Source organism: Glutamicibacter sp. FBE19 (genome assembly GCF_015524875.1).
Taxonomy (GTDB): Bacteria; Actinomycetota; Actinomycetes; order Actinomycetales; family Micrococcaceae; genus Glutamicibacter; species Glutamicibacter halophytocola.
In genome coordinates, this window is sequence record NZ_JACKQN010000004.1 from 1 (window position 1) to 20,618 (window position 20,618).

Here is a 20,618-nt window from a genome sequence, read left to right on the forward strand (position 1 = left end):
GGATCAGCGGCGCGAGATAAAACTCTACACGGATTCCCACCAGACGCAAAATCGGCCTGCGCACTCATCCTTGGCTTCAAAAACTCCGAATTCTCGCGGTTCCTGAGCGGATAGGAGTGTATCCTCCCCAAAAACAACTGAAATTTGTTGTTATGAAGCGGGTCACTCTACGAAAAAAGGGTTGCCACCTGTCTCTCGACAAGTGGCAACCCTTTGAAGAATGCCCAGTGCTACTTGGTGCCCTGATTACGCAGACGGGAAACTTCGTACAGCGAAATGCCGACGGCCATCGACGCGTTCAGCGATTCCATGGCGGAGTCGATGGGGATCGAGACAATGGCGTCGCAGTTTTCGCGAACCAGTCGGGACAGGCCCTTGCCTTCCGAGCCAACCACGATGCACAGTGGGCCGGTCGCCAGTTCAAAGTTTGGCAATTCCATGTCGCCACCGGCGTCTAGGCCGATCACGAAGATACCGGCGGCCTTGATTTCCTTCAGCGCACTGGTCAGGTTGCTGCACTTGGCAACAGGAACGCGCACGGCAGCGCCGGCGCTGGTTTTCCATGCCGAGGCAGTCATGCCAACACTTCGACGCTCAGGGATGATGACGCCGTCTGCGCCAAATGCGGAGGCCGAGCGAACGATCGCGCCAAGGTTGCGCGGGTCGGTGATGCCGTCCAAGGCAAGGAACAGCGGCTGGGAGTTGGTGTACCCGCGGTCGTAGTCCTTGATAGTCTTGGTCGCCAACTGAACGGCGTCCTTGTATTCGTAGGGCGGAATCTGCAGGGCAAGGCCCTGGTGGATCGCGCCATCGGTCATCCGGTCGAGCTCCTGCTTGGAGGCTTCCATCAACGGAATGCCCTGGGCCGCAGAAAGCTTGAGGGACTCGCGCACGCGGTCGTCAACATCAACGCGGATGGCTACATGCAGCGCCTTGGCAGGGATGCCGGCGCGCAGTGCTTCAACCACCGAGTTGCGGCCGGTGACAAATTCGGCGTTGACCTTGATGCGGTCGGTGCGATTGCCGGTGCTGCGCTTGGCTGCCGAGCGCTCGGAAAGCTGCTTGGCGCGGTAAGCCTTGTGGTACGGGCGGTCTTCTGCCTTCGGGGTCGGGCCCTTGCCCTCGAGGGAACGTCGTCCCTTGCCGCCACTGCCCTTGGTTGGGCCCTTTTTGCTCATGGTTTGTGTCCTTAAAGTTGAGTTTGTTGTAGCCGCTAGGTCGGCTAGTTGTTCAGTGTCCAGCGGGCGCCGTCGGCCGAGTCGAGCACCGTGATTCCAGCGGCGGCCAAGGCATCGCGGATCGCATCCGAGCGGGCCCAGTCCTTGGCGGCTCGCGCCTGGGCGCGTTCAGCCAGCTGCGCCTGGATCAGCTGATCCAGGACATCGTGCTCGGCAGTTGCCTTGGAATTCTGCTGATTGCCGGCATCGTCCAGTCCGAGGACCCGGGTCATCGCCAAAACCTGGCCCAGTGCGGTGGCCGTGGCTGCGTCGTCGTGCTTGTCCAGCGAGGCATTGCCGTGGCGCACGGTTTCGTGCAACGCCGCCAGGGCCATCGGGACGTTCAGGTCGTCATCCATCGCACTGGCGAATGCCTCCGGCACCTGCGTGGCAACGATCGAATCTGCCGCGGCACCCAAACGGTAGCGGGCGTTGGAGATGAAGGTGTCGATGCGTTCCACCGCGGCACCGGCTTCGGTCAGCGAGTCCGGACGGTAGTCCAGCATGGAGCGGTACTGGGCCTGGCCCAGGAAGTAGCGCACCACTCGGGCGTCGGCCAGGGCGAGCATTTCCTCGGGGGAAATGGTGTTGCCAATGGACTTGGACATCTTCTCGCCCTCGTAGGTGACCATGCCATTGTGCATCCAGAAGTTGGCGAACCCGTGGCCGGCCGCATTGGACTGCGCCATCTCGTTTTCGTGATGCGGGAAACGCAGGTCCAGTCCGCCACCGTGGATGTCGAACTCGCTGCCCAGGTATTTGCCGGCCATCGCCGAGCACTCAAGGTGCCAGCCCGGGCGGCCGCGGCCCCATGGGCTTGGCCAGGAAGCGGTGCCCGGATCGGATTCCTTGTGCCCCTTCCACAGGGCGAAGTCGCGGGCGTCCTTTTTGCCTCGCGGATCGGAGTCCGCGGCGTCCTGCATGTCCTCGATCTTCTGCCGGGTCAAGGCACCGTACTGCTCGTACGAGCGCACGTCGAAGTACACATCGCCGGAGCCATCGGCGGCCGGGTAAGCGTGGCCTCGCTCGATCAGCTCCGAGATCAGCTCATGCATTTCGGTGATGTGCCCGGTAGCGCGCGGCTCATAGGTCGGCCGGCGTACACCGAGCGCTTCATAGGCGCGGGCGAATTCCTGCTCGAAGCGGTAGGCCAGGGCAAACCATTCTTCGCGCGGCTTGTAGTGCTTGTCGGCCTCGAAATCTGCGGTAAAGGAGTTGGCGGACTTCTCCAGGATCTTGTCATCGATATCGGTCACGTTGCGTACCGTGGTGACCGCAAACCCGCGGTATTCCAGCCAGCGAACCAGGACATCGAAAACGATGGCGCTGCGCACATGGCCTACATGCGGCATGCCCTGTACGGTGGCGCCGCAGTAGTACAGCTTGACTTCGCCTTCGGCTAGCGGCTGGAAGTCGCGTACAGATGCTGTTTTGGTGTCATAGAATCGCAGGCTCACGCCTTTAAGGTTATCCGATGGACACGGCCTTTGTACTTCACTTGTGATGCGCTCGCTGATCTGGGCATTCGCCGGGCCTGCGCGCTCACCGCTGCCGGGGGAAGACCAGGGCGGTGGCGTAGGCGGTAATTCCGGTGCCTTCGCCCTCGTACCCCAGGCCATCGCTGGTGGTTGCGATGACGCTGACTGGGGCGCCTATCGCATCGCTGAGCACCTGGCTGGCCTCTTCGCGGCGGGCCGAGAAGCGCGGGCGCCGTCCCACAAACTGCACGGCGACATTCCCGATTTCGAACCCTGCCTCGCGAACCAGGCGGGCCGCTTCTGCAAGCAGGCTCACACCGCTGGCCCCGGAGAATTCCGGCCGGTCCACCCCAAAGTGGGTTCCCAGATCGCCGATCCCGGCAGCGCTAAAGAGCGCATCGCAGGCAGCATGGGCCACCGCGTCGCCGTCCGAATGCCCCGAAAGGCCAACATCGTCCGGGAAGTGCAGGCCAGCCAGCCACATTGGCCGGGCGGGGTCCTGGCTGACGGCGTGGACGTCGATGCCGTTGCCGATGCGTGGCAGAATCATTGTTTCCCTGGCAGTGTTGGCGGAGCTGTTCTGGTCGGTGGCCAGCTGGTTGGCGGTCTCCAGGTCCTCGGGGTGCGTGACCTTCAGCGCCTGCTGCGCTCCGGCGACGACCTGCACCTTTTCTCCCTGCGCGCTCACGATCGAAGCGTCATCGGTAACTTTTTCCAGTTCGGCTTCGGTGCAGTGGTCGAGCTGGGCATGGGCCTGGCGCAGCACCGCTGCGTTGAATCCCTGCGGAGTTTGCACCGCGCGCAGGGTGGATCGCGGCGGTGTGTGATCGATGAATTCAGCACCCGCCGCGCCTCCCGGCTCCACGACTGAGATCGTGTCGGTTACCGGCAGCGCGGGGATGACCGCATTGGCTTGCCCCTGGTCCAGGGCATCGAGGACCCGGTCGTAAAGCTCTGCGGGGGCAAAGGCGCGGGCGGCGTCATGAACCAAGATGGCCGAGGCCCCGGGATTGACCGCTTCGAGCCCGCGGCGTACAGAATCGGCGCGGCTGCTTCCGCCGGGCACGGTGCGCAGCATGGAACCAAAGGCGGCTAGCGCTTCGGCCATGCGGTGGTCGCCAGCGGGTGTGACCACGATGATTTCGGTGATCCGCTTGACCTGGAGGATTCGGTCGATGGCGTGCTCCACCAAAGTTTTGCCGGCCACCTGGACCAGTGCTTTGGGGATTCCGGCGCCGAGCCGCGTGCCCATTCCGGCAGCAACCAGGATCAGGCTCGAAGAATGCGATGGGGTTTGCTTCACAGCGCCCAGCTTATCGTGTTCATCGGCAAGTGATTGGGCTTTTAACGGCAACAGCCGTGAAACGCTTTATAGCGCTCCACGGCAAGATGCAATCGGGAGTTTTGCCTAGGCCGAAGCCAAGACCTCATCCAACAGGCCCTCGGCCTTGGTCTCATCCAGGTCCTTGGCCAAAGCCAATTCGCTGATCAAAACCTGACGGGCCTTGGCCAGCATGCGCTTTTCGCCAGCCGACAGACCACGATCATTTTCTCGGCGCCAAAGGTCACGCACGACCTCGGCAACCTTGATGACATCGCCGGAAGCCAGCTTCTCGACGTTTGCCTTGTAGCGGCGCGACCAGTTGGTCGGCTCTTCAGTAAATTCAGCACGAAGGACATCGAACACATGGTCCAAGCCTTCCTGACCTACCACGTCACGCACGCCAACCAGATCAACGTTCTCTGCAGGAACTTCGATGGTCAAATCGCCCTGAGCCACCTTGAGCTTGAGATACATTTTCTCTTCGCCCTTGATCTTGCGCATCTTGATCTCTTCGATCATTGCGGCGCCGTGGTGCGGGTAGACAACAGTCTCGCCAACCTCAAAAACCATGTGGATAAACCCCTTTCCCACAAACTAGTCTAACATGTTTACCATCAACGATCCCTCGTTTGTGCCCCATATAACCGCGAATTCACGCGGAATCGCCTCTTCCATTCGCAAGAGAAACATGGTAAGAAGAAAGTACGCTGAACAGGGTTTTATACCTCTTCATCCCTTTCCCGGTTCTCTACCACTTGTCGAAAAGCGTGTGTTGCACGTCGCTAAATCGCGTCTTTGCGTTAAAAACAGCTAGGCTTAGAGGTAATCGTGGTCTAAATCTTGGGTTGCCCCTGCTCTGGGCGCAGCCAGGCAGATAGCCTCGAACCGAAGCAACTCATTATTCTCACCGAGGAGTTAGTGTCGTGATCACCGCACGCATGACCGCTGGACGCCGCATTGCCGCGTCCCTCGCTGTGGCTGCCCTGGCATTCGGTGTCACCAGCTGTGGCGCCATCAACGAGCAGTCCACCAACACCGACTACGCTGCCAGCGATGGCGTGCATGTCGACGTTGCCGACGCACAGGTCCGCAACCTGATGTTCGTTACCAACAGCGACGGCTCCAAGGCGCGCCTGATCGGCACCGTTGTCAATGATAGCGATTCCTCGCTGACCCTGACCGTCAAGGCAGCCAGCACCCAGCCGGTAACCATCTCGGTTCCAGCCGACGAAAGCGTCAAGCTGGAAGACGACGCAAACCAGAAGGTCATCTCCGGCCTGAACATTGCAGCCGGCGAGCACGCAGAGACCGCTTTCACCGCATCTGGTGAGACCGTGGACTTCAGCGTTCCAGTCGTAGACGGCACCTTGGCTGAATACCGCGACTTCGTACCAGGCGGATCCGATGACTCGGTCACCGACCACCTGAAGAAGACCGAGAGCCACTCGACTTCGGGCCACTAGGGCTCAGCAGAACAGGGAGCCTGGGAGCGAATCCTTTGATTCGTTCCCAGGCTCCCTGTCGTTTAAGTATTGTTGCCGGCTACACCACGAACTTGTAGCCCAAGCCGCGCACGGTCACCAAGTGCTCTGGCGTGGCCGGGTCGGGTTCAATCTTCGAGCGCAGGCGCTTGACGTGAACATCGAGGGTCTTGGTATCCCCCACATAGTCGCTGCCCCAGACGCGGTCGATCAGCTGGCCGCGAGTGAGCACTCGGCCGGCATTGCGCAAGAGCATCTCAAGCAGTTCGAACTCCTTGAGCGGCATGGACACCTCGGTATTGTCGACCGAGACCATGTGGCGTTCAACGTCCATGCGCACCGGGCCGGCGGTGACCACATTGCTGATGAGCTCCTCGCCCTCGCCCTGGCGGCGCAAGACGGCACGGATGCGGGCCAGCAACTCGCGCGATGAGTAGGGCTTGGTGACATAGTCGTCGGCGCCCAGCTCCAGGCCAACCACCTTGTCGATTTCCGAATCCTTGGCGGTGAGCATGATGACCGGGACCTGGCTATTGAGTCGGATCTGGCGAATCACCTCGGTGCCCGGCTGGCCCGGCAGCATCAGGTCCAAGAGCACCAGATCGGCGCCGTGGCGTTCGAACTCGGTGACGGCAACCAGCCCGTCCTCGGCGATCCGTACTTCAAAACCTTCGCGCTCCAGCAGGAAAGACAGCGGGTCAGAGAGCGATTCCTCATCCTCTACGATCAATATGCGGGTCATCGTCGTCCTCCTTCGCGATCGGAGGTTCTAGCCTCGACCGCTCGTTCCTTCATCATCTCGTCGGCGGCACCATCGGTGCCCGTCCGTTCTTCATCCGCTAGGGGAAGTCTTAGGGTAAAAGTGGAGCCTTGGCCGGGCTGCGACCACAGGGATACTTCGCCACCGTGGTTGGCCAGCACGTGCTTGACAATGCTCAGCCCCAGTCCGGTGCCACCGGTTTGCCGCGAGCGTGCCGAGTCCACCCGGTAGAAGCGCTCGAAGACGCGTTCTTGCTCTTCGGGTGAAATGCCCGGCCCCTGGTCGGTGACCGAAATCTGCGCGTAGCCATCACGCTGGCGGATCCCCACGCCCACCTTCGTGTTCGCCGGCGAGTAGCGGATCGCGTTATCGATGAGGTTGCGCACAGCGGTCATCAGCAGGTCGGGATCGCCCAGGATCGGTTCCTCCAGATGTCCGCCCACGGTGATGCTGATGCCCTTTTCCTCGGCAAGCAAGTGGCTGCGGTCCACCGCTTCGGCCACCACGTTGTGGATGTTCACTTCCCTGCCCTGCACAATGGCATCGCTGGCTTGCAGCCGGGAGAGCTCGATAATGTCCTGGACCAGCGCGGCAAGCCGCCGCGATTCCTTGTCCATCCGGGTGGAGAAGCGGCGCACAGCTGTCGGATCGTCGGCGGCTTCGGTAATGGCCTCGGCCAGCAAGGAGATCGCACCGACGGGTGTTTTCAATTCGTGGGACACGTTGGCCACGAAGTCATTGCGCATGGCTTCGGTGCGCGTGATCTCGGTGCGGTCATCGGCCAGCAGCAGAATATACTCATCACCCAGCGGCGCAACACGCACGTGCACAATCAGCTGGCCGGCGCCGAGCGTTGAGCGTTGCAATTCGTACTGGCTTTCAGCGATCACGCCGTCCGCCCGGACCTGGCGCACCAGGGCCAGCAGTTCGTTGTGCACGAGCGTATGCCCACGAACCAGCCCGTAGGCATAGGAAGCCGGATTGGCCCGCACCACGCCGTCGACATCATCGAGGATCACGAAGGCGCGTCCGATGACGGACAGGACAGCGGCTGCACCTTCAGGGAGCAGGGGCTCGTCAACCTGCGGCAGTCGGGCGGTCCGGCGCTGCGACATCCTGAAAGCGATCACGCCAACGATGCCCAAGGCCAGACCGAGGACACCGGCTATCAGAGTCGAGATCACATCGTTCACCCTTTTAGCCTAGCTTCCCCGCTGGGTTCCTTCGTTCCTAAATGACGCGAAAACGGCCAAATCGGCGCGCTGTTCACCAAACGTTCACGTTTCGTGGCATATTCGTTAATCACCCGCTGACAGGCTGGAGTAAGACCCTCCACCATGCCATAAATCTGTTTGGGGTGGTTCGCTGCGAAGACAGGGAACCCGCTGGCATGGGAACCGACACTCGAAAGGAACTGCTGTGCGTAAGGTTTTTCAGGCAGATCTACAACAAATTGGCGAAGAACTTATTGAGATGGCCAACCAGGTCGCGACCGCAATGGATCGCGCGTGGGATTCATTGGCGAATGCCGATGTGGAGCTAGCCCAGGAAGTTATCGCGGCGGACGCGAAAATTGATTTCCTGCAGAACCAGCTGGATGAACGAGCCATCGACACCCTGGCACTCCAGGGCCCCGTGGCCAGCGATCTGCGCATGATCGTCGGTTCGCTGCGCATGAGTGCTTCCCTGGAACGCATGGGCGACCTCGCACGCCACCTGGCGCAGCTAGCCCGCCTGCGTTTCCCGCAGCCGGCAATTCCAGAAAGGATCTCGGCAACCTTTTCTGAAATGGCCAGGATCGATATCCAGATTGCCCAGGCGGTAGCCCGCCTGCTCGATACCCGCGATCTGAAGATTGCCGCGGAAATTATTGAATTGAACCACGAAGTCGATCGCCTGCACTCCAGCGTGTTTGCGCGAATTGCGGAAGCGGATTGGGATGCTTCGGCACCGACTACCGTTGATGTTTCATTGACCAGCCGCTATCTGGAGCGTTTCGGCGATCATGGTGTTTCGGTAGCACGCAAGGTGACCTACCTGGTTACCGGCGAGTGGGACCCGTCCGACGCCTGAGCCAGTGAGCGCGTGCTGAATTCTTGACGTAGTGCCTGTTGCCGGAGAACTCCGGCAGCAGGCACTACTTTTTTGGCCATGTGCGCCATGAGCCGTTAAGGCGAAGGGCAACCCGCCAATTGGCGGGTTGCCCTAGAAATTTTCGACGCACTAATAGCGCCAGCGTAAAGCGGGTTTTAGCCTTCGCACTCTACGCAGAAACCTACATTGCCTTCTTCGCGAACCAGCTGTGAGCGGTGGCGAATCAAGAAGCACGAGCCACAGATGAACTCGTCGTCTTTCTGTGGAATGACGGTAACCGTCAGTTCCTCGTTGGACAAATCTGCACCTGGCAGATCCATACCATCAGTGTGATCGGCTTCGTCGAGCTCGCGCACGACGGACTTGGCGTCCGGTGCGTTTGCGGACTTAACCGCATCCAGAGAAGCCTTACGTGCCTCAGCAACGTCTGGGCGGACTTCATCGTAATCAGTTGCCACGAATTGCATTCCTAACGTGAGCCATTGAGCCTATTCGAAATAGGAGATTACAGCATACTAATGCCAAAAATACAATCGTGCGCAGTAGTTTCGCTCACAGCCATATAGCCGGCCCATATTCGCGCTTAAAGCCGAAACGGCGGCACCAGCATTTCCAAGCTCAAGGCCTGGGGTTCTGGTACCGCCGAATAGTGGGTCTTACTTGCGTCCCTGGTTTGCGACAGCCTTGATGGCGTCGGCCGCAGCTGCAGGATCCAAGTAGGTTCCGCCGGCGGTGATCGGCTGGAAATTGTCGTCCAGCTCATAGACCAGCGGGATGCCGGTTGGGATGTTCAGGTTGGCGATGTCTTCATCGCTGATGCCGTCAAGGTGCTTGACCAATGCACGCAGCGAATTGCCGTGGGCGGTGACCATAACGGTCTTGCCTGCGGACAAATCTGCCTTGATGTTGTTTTCCCAGTAGGGAAGCATGCGGTCGAGCACGTCCTTGAGGCACTCGGTGCGTGGTGCGGAATCGCCCAGGGCGGCGTAGCGCTCGTCGTTGATCTGGCTGAATTCCGAAGCGTCGTCCAGGGCTGGTGGCGGGGTGTCGTAGCTGCGGCGCCATTCCATGAACTGCTCTTCGCCGAACTCGGCCAAGGTCTGCGCCTTGTCCTTGCCCTGCAGCGCGCCGTAGTGGCGTTCGTTCAGGCGCCAGTCGCGGTTCACTGGGATCCACGAGCGGCCTGCGGCCTCCAAGGCCAGGTTGGCGGTGACAATCGCACGGGTCAACAGCGAGGTATGCAGCACCTCTGGCTTGTATCCGGCTTCTGCCAGCAACTGGCCGCCGCGTGATGCTTCAGCACGGCCCTGTTCGGTCAGCGATACGTCGTACCAGCCGGTGAACAGATTCTTTTCATTCCATTCGCTCTGCCCGTGGCGAAGCAAGATCAAAGTGTGACTCATGTAATCCATCCTATCCAATGCTCCAGCGCAGACGCGCCAAAGTTAAGGAGTGTTCATTAATTGAGAAGACCCGCCCCTCCATCTGCAGGAGAGTGCGGGTCATCAAAAGATTCATGTTCTTTGCCGGGGCCTAGTAGTTGTACCAGCCGCCGCCTTGGCCGCTGACTGCTGGTTTCACATCGGCCAGGTAGACACAGGCAATGCAGGCACCAATCAACTGCAAGAAGCCGATTCCACCCCCGCTGAGGATGCCCAGCAACGAGACAACGGCACTGGCAGCCGTCAGGCCGGTCCAAAAGCCTTTGGTGCGCTTGCCTTCCTGCGCAAAGCGCTGTGCACCATGGCGCAAGCAGTCAATTACCGCCCAGACCGCGAGCACCAGAATGATCACGCTCAGAGCCAGCATCAAGTAGTACTCGATCAGGTGGGCAACATACATCATGGACATATCTTCACTCTACCTATGGGCGTTGGAATTTTTTGGTACTGCCACGCGCTAGAGCTGTTCCAGCGCCTGCTTCAGATCCGACCACAAGTCCTCGACATCTTCAATCCCGACCGAGAGGCGGATCAGGTTCTCGGGAACGGTCTGCGGCTCCGACGCATGGCGTGCCCGGCGCTCGGCCAAGGTTTCCACCCCTCCCAGGGATGTCGCTCCGGTAATGAGGTTGAAGGCAGCGACAACCTGGTCGGCGTGCTCGGCGCTCTGCCCCGCTTGGAAGGCGATCACCGAACCGAAGCCGTCCATCAGCTGCGCAGCGCGCTCATGTCCTGGATCCTGTGCCAGGCCGGGGTAGCGCACCGCCTGCACCTTGGGGTGTTCGGCCAGGCGCTGTGCCAGCACCTGGCTGTTGCTCTGCGAACGATCGATGCGCACCGCCATGGTGCGTACACCACGCAAGGCCAGGAAGGTATCCATCGGGGAGGCGATGGCGCCATGCAAGGTCCGGTAGCCATGCAGCTTCTGGCGCAGCGACTCATCGCTGGTCACCAGCGCGCCCATGATGACATCGGAGTGCCCTGAGAGGTACTTGGTGACAGAGTGCACCACTACGTCGGCTCCCGAAGCCAATGGACGCTGCAGCAACGGGGTGGCGAAGGTGTTGTCCACGATGCTCAGCACGCCGCGGGCCTGGGCTTCTGCCAGCAGCACTGGCAGGTCTGCGACCTCCAGCATCGGGTTGGTCGGCGATTCCACCCACAGCACGTCAGCACCCTGCAAGGCGGCGATCACTTCATCGGTGTCGGCAATATCCACCGGGCGAATGCTCAGCCGGCCGGCAGCTTGCAATTCCGAGCTCAGGGCCAGCGAACCGTTATAGGAATGCCTTGGCATTACCAGCACGCCACCGGCGGGAACCAAGCTCAACGCTGCAGCAATGGCAGCCATGCCCGAGGAGAATACCAGCGCCGGCAACGCGGCAACTTCCAGCTGGCCCAAGACCTCTTCAAATGGGTCCCAGGTCGGATTGGAGAAGCGCGCATAAACGCGTTCATCGGCAGCGGCTTGCCCATGGGAGTGATAGGTCGAGGTGAAGGTCACCGGATGGTTCACCGGTGCATCGATGGCATGGGCCGGACGGCCACCTGCAACGACAAGGGTCTTCGGATCCCACTCGGGGCGCGGAGCTGATGGCGTGCTGCTGGAGTTCATGGAAAAAACTTTACGCGCAGCCGCCGCACAGCGTTGGATGGATTTCACTACATTTCATCTGACGAATCCACCACACTGGGCGATTAGTTGCGCACGGCCCAGGGGTTGCGCAGATGTTTTGCCGGCTCCTTGGATAGGCTAGAGGGGTGAATAACGAATCGAGCGCGCCGGCCCCAGGCTTGTTCATAGTCTTTGAAGGCGGCGACGGCGCAGGCAAGTCCACGCAGGTCGCCCTCGCCCAGCAATGGCTGGAAACACGTGGGTCCAAGGTCATTACCACCCGCGAGCCAGGCGGAACCCAAATCAGCGAGGCACTGCGTTCGCTGGTACTTGAACACGGCCATGGCGATATCGATTCACGCACCGAAGCCCTGATCTACTCCGCAGCCCGGGCCGCCCACGTCCAGCAGGTCATCACCCCGGCTTTGGCCGCTGGCACCCATGTCATTTGTGACCGCTTCGTTGATTCCTCACTGGCTTATCAGGGAATCGGACGCGCCCTGGGAATTGAGTCGGTCGCAGGGATCAACCATTTCGCCACGAACGGGTTGAAGCCAGATGCCACGATCATCTTGGACATCTCTGCAGCCGATGGCCGAGCCCGGCGCATCGCTGCTGGTGGCGGTGTGGAAGCGGCCGACCGGCTGGAAGCAGAACCCGACGATTTCCACGAACGCATCCGCCAGGCCTTCCTGGAACTGGCTTCCCTGGAGCCGGACCGCTATCTCGTCCTGGATGCCAACAGCAGCGTCGAAGACCTGCACCACGCTGTCACCACACACCTGGCTGGACTGCTGTGAGCCGCCCGGTCTTTGGCGATCTGGCTGGCCAGCAGCGCGTCATCGATACGCTGTGCGCCGAGGTCGACCGCGGCAATCCAACCCATGCGTGGCTGGTCACCGGCCCTCCTGGCTCGGGGCGAACTACGGCGGCCCGCGCCTTTGCGGCAGCCTTGCAGTGCACCACCAGCCCAGCCGGCTGTGGCGAGTGCGAGAACTGCAAGCTGGTGCTCGCTTCCTCGCACCCGGACGTATCCTTTGTCTCCACCGACAAATTCGAATACCAGATTGCCGATGTCCGCCACCTGATCACCCGTGCGCAGGAAAGCGCCAGCACCGGGCGTTGGCGCATCATCATCATTGAAGACGCGGACCGCATGTCTGAACGCAGCACCAATGTGCTGCTCAAGGCCATCGAGGAACCGCCAGCGCGGATGATCTGGATCCTCTGCGCTCCCTCCCCGGCCGACGTCTTGGTCACCATCCGCTCTCGTTGCCGCGCGGTGAATCTTTCGGTGCCCTCCACCGCAGACGTGGCGGACCTCTTGGTGCGCCGCGACGGCCTTGATCCGCAGCAGGCCCTCTTCGCTGCCCGAGTCTCGCAGTCGCATATTGGCGTGGCCCGGCTGCTGGCCCGCGATGAGCAGGCACGAATCCAGCGTGAAAAGGTTGTTACCCTGCCACTGCGCACCACCACTTTGCCCCAGGCCATGGCGGCCGCCGCGGAAATCTCCAAGTTGGCCACGGAACGCGCGGAGAACATCACCGGCACCGATCTGCAGAAGAAGACCGAACAGCTGCGCCATGCCAATGGCCTCGGCCCTGAAGAAACCATTCCTCCTGGGTTGCGCGGCCAGTTCAAGGCCTTGGAAGAGGATGCGAAGCGATTCGCGCGACGTGCCAGCTTTGATGCCTTGGACCGGACTTTAACCGACTTGACCACGTTTTTCCGTGATGTCTTGAGCCTTCAGCTGGGAACCGGGATCGAGCTGATCAACGAGCATTTGCGCGAGAAGCTCGAAGCTTATTCACAAGGCCAGAGCAAAGAAAAATCGTTGGCCCAGTTGGACGCCATCAACCAGACGAGAAGCCGCTTGGCCGCCAACGTCAATCAGCTCATGGCTTTGGAAGCATTGATGACTCGACTCCTTCCGAACCCGGGTCGCCGCTAACCAACGCAAGGAGACACTCAACGTGCCTGTACGCTCATCCAAACTGCGTTTAATTGCGGTGGCGACCCTGCTGGCCTTTGCCGGGCTGACCAGTTGCTCCGCTGGATCGACGCTCCCTGACTCCGAAGGGACCGACGCCACTCCGAGCGCCAGCAGCGTCGAAGCCCCGCAAGGACTGGAGAGCTACTACTCCCAGCAGATCGATTGGGAGAAATGCGGCGATGTTATTGAATGCGCCACGATCAAGGTGCCGCTGGACTATGCAGACCCAACCGGTGACAGCATCGACCTTGCACTGAACCGGCGTGTTTCCGAGGGAGCCAGCCGAAACCTGCTCGTGAATCCTGGCGGTCCCGGTGGTTCTGGGCTGGATATGGTCGAATCTTCGGTGCAAGCCATGTTCAGTGCAGACTTGCAAAAGGCCTACAACGTGATCGGCTTTGACCCGCGTGGCGTGGGTGAAAGCACCCCGATCACTTGCCAGAGCGATGCCGAGACCGACGAAGGAAGGCAGGAGAACCTGCGCGCCTGGTTGCCTGAAGATCAAGAACAGATCGTCGAGGAAACCGAGCACTACGCGGCCGATTGCGCGGCCAACACCGGGAAACTCTTGGGCCACGTTGATACGGTCTCGGCTGCCAAGGACATGGATGTCATCCGCGCGGTGCTCGGGGACAAGCAATTGGACTATCTCGGGTTCTCCTACGGAACCTTCCTCGGGGCAACCTATGCGGACCTGTTCCCGCACAAGGTGGGTCGCTTTGTCCTTGATGGAGCCATGGATCCAAAAAGCCAGGCCGCTGACCTGACCAAGGCGCAGGCCGTTGGTTTTGAGCACGAGATTGAAGCTTGGCTGGCCCAGTGCGTTGAATCCGAAGGCTGCCCTTTCAGCGGAACGGTGGAATCCGCCAAGGTGCAGTTGCAGCAGTTCTTCGCCCAGGTCGAGAACGAGCCCATGACCTCCAGCGATGGCCGCACCGTGCCAATCATCGATTTTGTCAACGGCTTCATCTTGCCGCTGTACGACAATTCAAATTGGCCGTACCTGACCCAGGCCATGGCATCAGCGGTGAATGACGGGAACGTCGATGCCATTCTCGGATTTGCCGACCTCGCCGCCGATCGGCAGGCCGATGGAACTTACGGCTCGAATTCCAGCGATGCGTTTGCTGCCATCAATTGCTTGGATCGGCCAATGAATGCCGATGCTGAGGCAATGGGGAAGGAAGCCACCGAGCTGATGCGCGTAGCTCCGACGCTGGGCAAGTATCTGTCCTACGGCGAGATCGCCTGTGACGCATGGGATCACAAGCCCACTGGCAAGGCTGGAGCGCTGGACGCCAAGGGTTCCAGCGAGATCCTCGTCGTTGGTACGACCTCGGATCCTGCAACCCCGTACCAGTGGTCGCAGTCGCTGGCCAAGCAGTTGGATAACGCCACGCTATTGACCTACCAAGGGCATGGGCACACTGCCTACGGCCGTTCCAATGACTGCATCACCGAAGCGGTCGATGGCTACCTGATTGACGGGAAGGCCCCGGCACCGGATACACAGTGCTGAGCGGGGCGTTCATGTCTTCCTCGTTTTGACGATCAGACAATTCCTCGGATAAAGTGACGTGGTGCCTGTTTGCAGGTACAGGCCTCCTTAGCTCAGGGGTAGAGCAGCTCCCTCGTAAAGAGCAGGTCGCCGGTTCAAATCCGGCAGGGGGCTCGGTTGTGAAGAAAAACCCCGGAATCATGTGTTGCATGATTCCGGGGTTTTTCGCATTGCCGGCCCTTAGCTTCCACCGGTGATTTCATAGTCGAGTGTTATTGCTCCCCCGGTAGCGTAGTTGGGAACGTCAGCGGCGACAGCTTGACCCTCGGGTGAGCCCATCGCAGTGCGGAAGGCTTCAACATCGCTGAACTCGGCCTCGAAAATCGCGAAGTACCCAGCTGCCTGGCCTTGCGCGTCCGGGGAAATCCCGGTCGAGTAGCGCCACGCACGAAGCCCTGGAAGCTTTGCCGCGAGCGGCAAGTGGGTCTCTTCGTAGTATTTGATAAAGGCGTCGCGATCAACTGGTTCTGGATATAGGACGATGAGCTTGTGCATGGCGAAGTCTCCTCATGGATTGCCGGTTATCGGGAGCGCAACGGCCCCTCGAATTCTTGGAAATCCGAGGGGCCGTGCGCAGGCTTAATGACCTATTCGAAGTCGGCAGTAGCGGGGTCAGCCGCGATGCGCCCTTCGGGTCCACGATCCAGGGTAGCGATCGCTTCGATATCTTCAGCGTCAAGGGCTACCTTCAGGGATTCGAAGTTCTCGACGATGCGCGCATCGGTCACGGACTTCGGGATCACGACGTTGCCCAGGGCCAGATGCCAGGCGATGACAACCTGTGCCACCGAGGCGCCATGCTTCTTGGCGATGCCTTCGAGCACTGGGTCCTTGAGCAGGTCCCCGCCCTGGCCCAGTGGCGACCACGACTCATGCAGGATGCCGTGTTCCGCTTCGTAGGCGCGCAGTTCGGCCTGCGGAAAGTACGGGTGGGTTTCCACCTGGTTGATCACCGGGCGCACACCGGTTTCGGTGTAGAGCTCTTCAAGGGCTTCTACGGTGAAGTTGCAGACGCCGATGGACTTCGCTTTGCCGTCCTTCTGCAGCTGGATCAGCGCCTTCCAGGTGTCCACGTAGGTGCCGCGCTTCGGCTGCAGCCAGTGGATAAGGTACAGGTCGACATAGTCCAAGCCAAGGCGCTCCAGCGATGCCTGGGCAGCTGCGATGGTCTTCTCATAGCCCTGGTCCGCGTTCCAGACCTTGGTGGTGATGAAGAGGTCTTCACGGGCAATGCCGCTTGCGGCAACTGCGCGGCCGACGCCAGCCTCATTGCCGTAGATCTTTGCGGTGTCGATGTGGCGGTAGCCAGCCTTCAGCGCCTTGCCAACAGCTACTTCCGCTTCGTCGTCCTTGACCTGCCAGACGCCGTAACCCAGCTGGTCAATGGTGTTTCCGTCGAGGAACTTACTTGTGGGTATTGTTTGGGTCATGCAACCAATTTAGTGCACGGCTTGCCCCGATTTCTAGGACCACCACGCAACTGATCGGGAAAAGTCAATTATTCGCTGTCAGCGAGCAGCTGCATGGCCCGGCCAACGTCTTCCTTGACCAGCTGCGCGCGATGGCGGACCGATTCAATATCGATCGGCTCCCCCGCTTCAGCCTGCATCCGCATCATTGCAATGACCTGTGCGGTGGTCGCAAGGTCGTTAGCCGACTTGGTGAGGCTGCGGTGCACCCCTGCGGTGGATTGCGGAATATGCTCGTCGTTGCTCGGCGTGATCCGGTGGGCCATGCAGCAAAGCTGACGCACCGCGGGCAACAGATCCGCCATCTCGTTGGCTTCCTTCACCAGCAGGTTGTACACCTGGTCATCGGCAATGCCTTCGACCACCTGGAAGACGCGATCCAGGGACCGCTGGAAGCGGTCGTGGGCGCGGCGCCAGACGCCCTCGCCAAGTTCGCGAGTGGCTGCGCGCTCAGCGCGAAGTCGTGAAAAGAACGCCATGACACTTCTTTGCCGGTGATGTACAAGGATCGATAGCTCTAGCCTACCGGTGACCAGGCACCGCTTAGACCTCGAGCACGACACAAAACGAAACCGGTCCCGGAGCCTGCCGCAGGTGCGGCGGGTCCAGGACCGGTTATTGATGCTTCTAGCAGCAACGCCCTTCAGGATTCTTCTCTTGCCAGTCGGTGTAGTCCTTCCAGAATTCCCGTTCACTCATCGGTTTCTGGTCCGGATGGGTGCGGGCTTGGTGTTCCAGATAGTGCTGGTATTTATCCGCTCCCAGCACACCGTCCACAAACTTCTTGGCCTGCAAGAGGCGTTCCATCAGCGAAGCCATGGCTAGTGGCCGCCACGCTGAATTTGTGATGCCGCCGGAACCTGCTTCCATTCCTTCTCCAGCTGCTTTTCGGCAGGAGTGGAAATCAGCCCCGAGGGTGCGTACATCTTGGAAGGAACAGCGGGATCCTCTGTATCGTTTCCGCCACCGTTCTTCTTGGCCTTGATGGTCGCCATGACAGCGGTGACAATCACCACCGCGGTCAGCAGCAAGAAGAGCACCGACAGCCAACCCTGAACTCCGGTATTGCGGACCACGGCTTCCATCGCTTCAACTGTCTTGGCCGAACCGAGGGAAGTTTCGCCGTTGGCCAGCGCCTCCTTGTAGGCATTATGGTTGGCGAAATAGCCGACCTTGGCATTGGTTGAGAAGATCTTCTGCCAGCTGGCAACGAAGGTGACCACCACGGTGAAGGCCAGCGGCAGCGCGACAACCCACAGGTATTTGAAGTTGTTCCGCTTGGCGATGATCGTCATCACCACGGCCAAGGCGATTGCCGCCAACAGCTGGTTGGCAATGCCGAAGAGCGGGAAGAAGGTGTTGATGCCGCCGAGCGGGTCGGTCACGCCCAGGATGAGGATGTATCCCCATCCAGCCACCATGACCAGGGTGCAAATCCACACCCCGGGACGCCATGAGGTGTCCTTGAACTTCGGGAAGAAGTTGCCGATGGTGTCCTGAAGCATGAAGCGGGCCACGCGGGTGCCAGCGTCAACTGCGGTGAGGATGAACAGTGCCTCGAACATGATGGCGAAGTGGTACCAGAAGCCCATCATCGCGGTGCCGCCGAACCATTGGTGCATGATGTGGGCGATGCCCACAGCCAGGGTCGGCGCGCCGCCGGTACGCGAAACCACACTGGTCTCGCCCACATTGGCCGCCAGCTCGGTGAGGGTATTCGGTTCCAGGTTCACGCCGGCAAGGCCCAGCGAGTTCACAAACGCTACCGCGGTTTCCACGGTGCCGCCGGTAGCTGCCGCCGACGAATTCATGGCAAAGTACACGCCACGGTCAATCGAGATCGCTGCAACCAGCGCCATGATGGCCACCATGGATTCCATCAGCATTCCGCCGTAGCCCAGGAAGCGGGTCTGCTTTTCCTTTTCAACCAGCTTCGGGGTGGTGCCTGAGGAGATCAGTGCATGGAAGCCCGAGAGCGCGCCACAGGCAATGGTCACGAAGAGGAACGGGAAGATATGCCCGGAAACCACCGGGCCATCGGCGCGTCCGGCGAACTCGGAGAATGCAGGAACCGTGATTTCCGGGCGCACAATAATGATGGCTACGGCCAGCAGGCCGATGACGCCGATCTTCATGAACGTGGACAGGTAATCACGCGGAGCCAGCAACAGCCAGACCGGAAGTACGGCGGCGATGATGCCGTAGATGATGATGGCCCAGGCGATAGTGGTGCGATCCAGGTGGAAGAATTCAGCACCCCACGGCGATTCGGCGATCCAGCGCCCTGAGATGATCGCGAACATCAACAGGACAAAGCCGATGATGGAGATTTCCAGAACCTTGCCCGGGCGGATGAAGCGAAGGTAAATGCCCATGAACAAGGCGATCGGAATGGTCAGGCCCACCGAGTACACGCCCCATGCGGATTCGCCCAAGGCGTTGACCACAACTAGTGCCAGGATGGCAGTAATGATGATCATGATGGTCAGCGTGGCGATCAGGGCGGCGGTGCCGCCGATCAAGCCGAGTTCCTCGCGGGCCATCTGGCCCAGCGAACGCCCGCCACGGCGCATCGAGAAGAACATCACCAGGTAGTCCTGGACCGCGCCGGCCAAAACTACACCGACAATAATCCAGATCGTTCCCGGCAGGTAGCCCATCTGGGCTGCCAGAATCGGGCCAACCAGCGGGCCGGCACCGGCGATAGCCGCGAAGTGGTGCCCGAAGAGCACACGGCGGTCGGTGGGCACGAAGTCGCGCCCGTTGTTCACCGACTCTGCCGGGGTTGCGCGGAAATCATCGGGCTTGACGATCTTGCGTTCGATGAACTTCGAGTAGAACCGGTAGGCGATCAGGTACGTGGCCACGGCCGCGAAGACAAACCAAATCGCATTGATGGTTTCTCCTCGCGAAAAGGCAAGGAAAGACCAGGCAATGCCACCAATCAGGGCGATGGCAATCCAGACGGCGATCCGCAAAGGCGTCCAACGCTTTTCTTCGCGTTGGGCGACTTCAGGATCAACGCCGGCCGGGGGCAGCGTATTTTGGGCACTCAAGGTGAGCATCCTCCTCAGGGCGTGACAAGTGATGTGCGCGACCGGCCCCTATAAGATCGGTCACGTGATTAAGGCTACTGTGTCACTTTACGCGCCTGAAACATTTCCGGCTAAACCCTCACGACGATCTTTCCCGTGTGCTCACCTGAATCAAAATACTCATGAGCACTAGTCAGATCGGAAAATTCGAAGACTTTGGACACGTTGATGGACAGTTTGCCCTCATCGACCAACGGCATCACTCGTGCGACGGCCTGCTTGATGATCTCGCTCTTCTGCTCCAGCGGCCTGGACCGGAGAGTCGTGGCGATCACCCGCGCCCGCTTTCCGAGCATCACGCCCAGATTCAGTTCAGCTTTCGTTCCTCCCTGCAGGCCAATAACTACCAAACGCCCATCCACGGCGAGCGCATTGATGTTGCTCTGCAGGTACTTGGCTCCGATAACGTCAAGGATCAGGTTCACTCCCTGTCCATCGGTCAGTTCCTTGACGCGCTGCTCAAAATCCTCTTCTCGGTAGTTGATGCCCTCATCAGCTCCCAGCTGCTGGCAGTACGCAAGCTTCTGGGCCGATGACGCCGTGACAATCACCCGTGCGCCGGCCGCCTTGGCCAGTTGAATCGCCATGGAACCGATGCCGCCAGCGCCACCGTGAATCAAGATTGCCTGGCCTTCTTGCAGCCCGCCCTCGATGAACAGATTGGAGACTACCGTTGCGGAAACTTCTGGCAGCGCGGCGGCTTCCACGCTGGAGAGTTCATCGGGGATTCTGATGAGCAGTTCGGCCGGCACGTTGACGTACTGCGCATAGCCGCCTCCGGCCAGCAGGGCCGCTACGCGGGTTCCAATGCTCCACTCGGTCACCCCGGCACCAACCGCGGCAATGCTTCCGGATACTTCCAGCCCTGGAATGTCGCTGGCACCTGGAGGAGGTGGATACACGCCCTTTCGCTGTTGGACGTCTGCCCGATTCAAACCAAAAGCTTCGACCTTGACTAGTACTTCCCCGGGGCCGGCAGCAGGGATTTGCCGTTCGGTAAGTTCAATAACTTCTGGCCCGCCACCAGCGTTGTAGATGTAGGCATTCATTGTTTGGCTCATGGGGCCCAATTCCTTTCATTCGGGGTTCATG

General features: G+C 60.3%; 21 protein-coding genes and 1 tRNA gene. 6 read left to right on the forward strand and 16 right to left on the reverse strand.

Annotation, left to right across the window (positions count from 1 at the left end; translation table 11 throughout):
* Positions 1 to 230: 230 nt before the first annotated feature.
* The 4 genes from rlmB to H6F58_RS08205 form a co-directional block, all read right to left on the reverse strand.
* Positions 231 to 1,178 carry a 23S rRNA (guanosine(2251)-2'-O)-methyltransferase RlmB gene (gene rlmB / locus H6F58_RS08190; protein ID WP_060700607.1) on the reverse strand — a complete coding sequence of 316 codons (948 nt, stop codon included), beginning with the start codon at positions 1,176 to 1,178 and terminating at the stop codon, positions 231 to 233.
* Between the two features lie 44 nt (positions 1,179 to 1,222).
* Positions 1,223 to 2,674 carry a cysteine--tRNA ligase gene (gene cysS, locus H6F58_RS08195; RefSeq protein ID WP_060700606.1) on the reverse strand — a complete coding sequence of 484 codons (1,452 nt, stop codon included), beginning with the start codon at positions 2,672 to 2,674 and terminating at the stop codon, positions 1,223 to 1,225.
* 85 nt (positions 2,675 to 2,759) lie between these two features.
* A complete protein-coding gene (locus tag H6F58_RS08200) occupies positions 2,760 to 3,998 on the reverse strand; it encodes a bifunctional 2-C-methyl-D-erythritol 4-phosphate cytidylyltransferase/2-C-methyl-D-erythritol 2,4-cyclodiphosphate synthase (protein WP_075972400.1) in 1,239 nt (412 codons plus the stop codon).
* A gap of 105 nt (positions 3,999 to 4,103) precedes the next feature.
* Complete coding sequence (locus H6F58_RS08205; protein ID WP_022877089.1) at positions 4,104 to 4,589, reverse strand: CarD family transcriptional regulator; 486 nt, start codon at positions 4,587 to 4,589, stop codon at positions 4,104 to 4,106.
* 353 nt (positions 4,590 to 4,942) lie between these two features.
* Between H6F58_RS08205 and H6F58_RS08210 the strand changes: the two genes are divergently transcribed.
* On the forward strand, positions 4,943 to 5,482 hold the full coding sequence (locus tag H6F58_RS08210; protein WP_060700605.1) for a hypothetical protein: 540 nt from the start codon (positions 4,943 to 4,945) through the stop codon (positions 5,480 to 5,482).
* Between the two features lie 79 nt (positions 5,483 to 5,561).
* On the opposite strand, the gene H6F58_RS08215 is transcribed toward H6F58_RS08210, so the two are convergent.
* Positions 5,562 to 6,242 (reverse strand): response regulator transcription factor, encoded by a 681-nt coding sequence (locus tag H6F58_RS08215; RefSeq protein WP_060700604.1) that lies wholly within the window; start codon positions 6,240 to 6,242, stop codon positions 5,562 to 5,564.
* Complete coding sequence (locus tag H6F58_RS08220) at positions 6,239 to 7,444, reverse strand: ATP-binding protein (RefSeq protein ID WP_060703273.1); 1,206 nt, start codon at positions 7,442 to 7,444, stop codon at positions 6,239 to 6,241. Before H6F58_RS08220 ends, H6F58_RS08215 begins: the two co-directional genes overlap by 4 nt.
* 235 nt (positions 7,445 to 7,679) lie before the next feature.
* Here H6F58_RS08220 and phoU point away from each other — a divergent pair, with 235 nt between their 5' ends.
* Positions 7,680 to 8,333: a phosphate signaling complex protein PhoU gene (phoU, locus tag H6F58_RS08225; protein WP_060700603.1), complete on the forward strand. Its 654-nt coding sequence runs from the start codon at positions 7,680 to 7,682 to the stop codon at positions 8,331 to 8,333.
* Between the two features lie 176 nt (positions 8,334 to 8,509).
* Here the strand turns inward: phoU and H6F58_RS08230 are convergent, their stop codons facing one another.
* The 4 genes from H6F58_RS08230 to H6F58_RS08245 form a co-directional block, all read right to left on the reverse strand.
* The gene (locus tag H6F58_RS08230; protein WP_022877094.1) at positions 8,510 to 8,812 is read right to left on the reverse strand and encodes a DUF4193 domain-containing protein; all 303 of its coding nucleotides are present in this window, start codon (positions 8,810 to 8,812) and stop codon (positions 8,510 to 8,512) included.
* Between the two features lie 198 nt (positions 8,813 to 9,010).
* On the reverse strand, positions 9,011 to 9,757 hold the full coding sequence (locus tag H6F58_RS08235) for a phosphoglyceromutase (protein WP_060703272.1): 747 nt from the start codon (positions 9,755 to 9,757) through the stop codon (positions 9,011 to 9,013).
* A 130-nt stretch (positions 9,758 to 9,887) separates the two neighbouring features.
* Positions 9,888 to 10,205 carry a DUF2516 family protein gene (locus H6F58_RS08240; RefSeq protein ID WP_146277670.1) on the reverse strand — a complete coding sequence of 106 codons (318 nt, stop codon included), beginning with the start codon at positions 10,203 to 10,205 and terminating at the stop codon, positions 9,888 to 9,890.
* 48 nt (positions 10,206 to 10,253) lie between these two features.
* Positions 10,254 to 11,411, reverse strand: a complete 1,158-nt coding sequence (locus H6F58_RS08245) for an aminotransferase class I/II-fold pyridoxal phosphate-dependent enzyme (protein ID WP_060703271.1) — start codon at positions 11,409 to 11,411, stop codon at positions 10,254 to 10,256.
* A gap of 146 nt (positions 11,412 to 11,557) precedes the next feature.
* Between H6F58_RS08245 and tmk the strand changes: the two genes are divergently transcribed.
* The 4 genes from tmk (at position 11,558) to H6F58_RS08265 (ending at position 15,076) form a co-directional block, all read left to right on the forward strand.
* Positions 11,558 to 12,211, forward strand: a complete 654-nt coding sequence (gene tmk / locus H6F58_RS08250; RefSeq protein WP_060700601.1) for a dTMP kinase — start codon at positions 11,558 to 11,560, stop codon at positions 12,209 to 12,211.
* The gene (locus tag H6F58_RS08255; protein ID WP_060700600.1) at positions 12,208 to 13,362 is read left to right on the forward strand and encodes a DNA polymerase III subunit delta'; all 1,155 of its coding nucleotides are present in this window, start codon (positions 12,208 to 12,210) and stop codon (positions 13,360 to 13,362) included. The genes tmk and H6F58_RS08255 overlap by 4 nt, the downstream gene beginning before the upstream one ends.
* Positions 13,363 to 13,384: 22 nt before the next feature.
* A complete protein-coding gene (locus H6F58_RS08260) occupies positions 13,385 to 14,923 on the forward strand; it encodes an alpha/beta hydrolase (protein WP_060700599.1) in 1,539 nt (512 codons plus the stop codon).
* Positions 14,924 to 15,004: 81 nt separating this feature from the next.
* Positions 15,005 to 15,076, forward strand: a tRNA-Thr gene (locus tag H6F58_RS08265).
* A gap of 66 nt (positions 15,077 to 15,142) precedes the next feature.
* Here the strand turns inward: H6F58_RS08265 and H6F58_RS08270 are convergent.
* From H6F58_RS08270 to H6F58_RS08295, 6 genes are all read right to left on the reverse strand, one after another.
* Positions 15,143 to 15,457, reverse strand: coding sequence for an EthD family reductase (locus tag H6F58_RS08270; RefSeq protein WP_060700598.1), 315 nt, complete (start codon positions 15,455 to 15,457; stop codon positions 15,143 to 15,145).
* 92 nt (positions 15,458 to 15,549) lie between these two features.
* Positions 15,550 to 16,392, reverse strand: a complete 843-nt coding sequence (locus tag H6F58_RS08275; protein ID WP_060700597.1) for an aldo/keto reductase — start codon at positions 16,390 to 16,392, stop codon at positions 15,550 to 15,552.
* Between the two features lie 68 nt (positions 16,393 to 16,460).
* On the reverse strand, positions 16,461 to 16,910 hold the full coding sequence (locus H6F58_RS08280) for a hypothetical protein (protein ID WP_060700596.1): 450 nt from the start codon (positions 16,908 to 16,910) through the stop codon (positions 16,461 to 16,463).
* A 148-nt stretch (positions 16,911 to 17,058) separates the two neighbouring features.
* Complete coding sequence (locus tag H6F58_RS08285) at positions 17,059 to 17,250, reverse strand: YbdD/YjiX family protein (protein ID WP_146277668.1); 192 nt, start codon at positions 17,248 to 17,250, stop codon at positions 17,059 to 17,061.
* Between the two features lie 2 nt (positions 17,251 to 17,252).
* A complete protein-coding gene (locus tag H6F58_RS08290) occupies positions 17,253 to 19,496 on the reverse strand; it encodes a carbon starvation CstA family protein (protein WP_060700594.1) in 2,244 nt (747 codons plus the stop codon).
* 101 nt (positions 19,497 to 19,597) lie between these two features.
* A complete protein-coding gene (locus H6F58_RS08295; protein WP_098945486.1) occupies positions 19,598 to 20,587 on the reverse strand; it encodes an NAD(P)H-quinone oxidoreductase in 990 nt (329 codons plus the stop codon).
* Positions 20,588 to 20,618: the final 31 nt, after the last annotated feature.

Coding starts and splice junctions, on each gene's coding strand:
- rlmB (WP_060700607.1), bottom strand. CDS start 1,178: ATGAGCAAAAAGGGCCCAACCAAGGGCAGTGGCGGCAAGGGACGACGT.
- H6F58_RS08205 (WP_022877089.1), bottom strand. CDS start 4,589: ATGGTTTTTGAGGTTGGCGAGACTGTTGTCTACCCGCACCACGGCGCC.
- H6F58_RS08215 (WP_060700604.1), bottom strand. CDS start 6,242: ATGACCCGCATATTGATCGTAGAGGATGAGGAATCGCTCTCTGACCCG.
- H6F58_RS08235 (WP_060703272.1), bottom strand. CDS start 9,757: ATGAGTCACACTTTGATCTTGCTTCGCCACGGGCAGAGCGAATGGAAT.
- H6F58_RS08240 (WP_146277670.1), bottom strand. CDS start 10,205: ATGTCCATGATGTATGTTGCCCACCTGATCGAGTACTACTTGATGCTG.
- H6F58_RS08245 (WP_060703271.1), bottom strand. CDS start 11,411: ATGAACTCCAGCAGCACGCCATCAGCTCCGCGCCCCGAGTGGGATCCG.
- H6F58_RS08270 (WP_060700598.1), bottom strand. CDS start 15,457: ATGCACAAGCTCATCGTCCTATATCCAGAACCAGTTGATCGCGACGCC.
- H6F58_RS08275 (WP_060700597.1), bottom strand. CDS start 16,392: ATGACCCAAACAATACCCACAAGTAAGTTCCTCGACGGAAACACCATT.
- H6F58_RS08280 (WP_060700596.1), bottom strand. CDS start 16,910: ATGGCGTTCTTTTCACGACTTCGCGCTGAGCGCGCAGCCACTCGCGAA.
- H6F58_RS08285 (WP_146277668.1), bottom strand. CDS start 17,250: ATGGCTTCGCTGATGGAACGCCTCTTGCAGGCCAAGAAGTTTGTGGAC.
- H6F58_RS08290 (WP_060700594.1), bottom strand. CDS start 19,496: ATGCTCACCTTGAGTGCCCAAAATACGCTGCCCCCGGCCGGCGTTGAT.
- H6F58_RS08295 (WP_098945486.1), bottom strand. CDS start 20,587: ATGAGCCAAACAATGAATGCCTACATCTACAACGCTGGTGGCGGGCCA.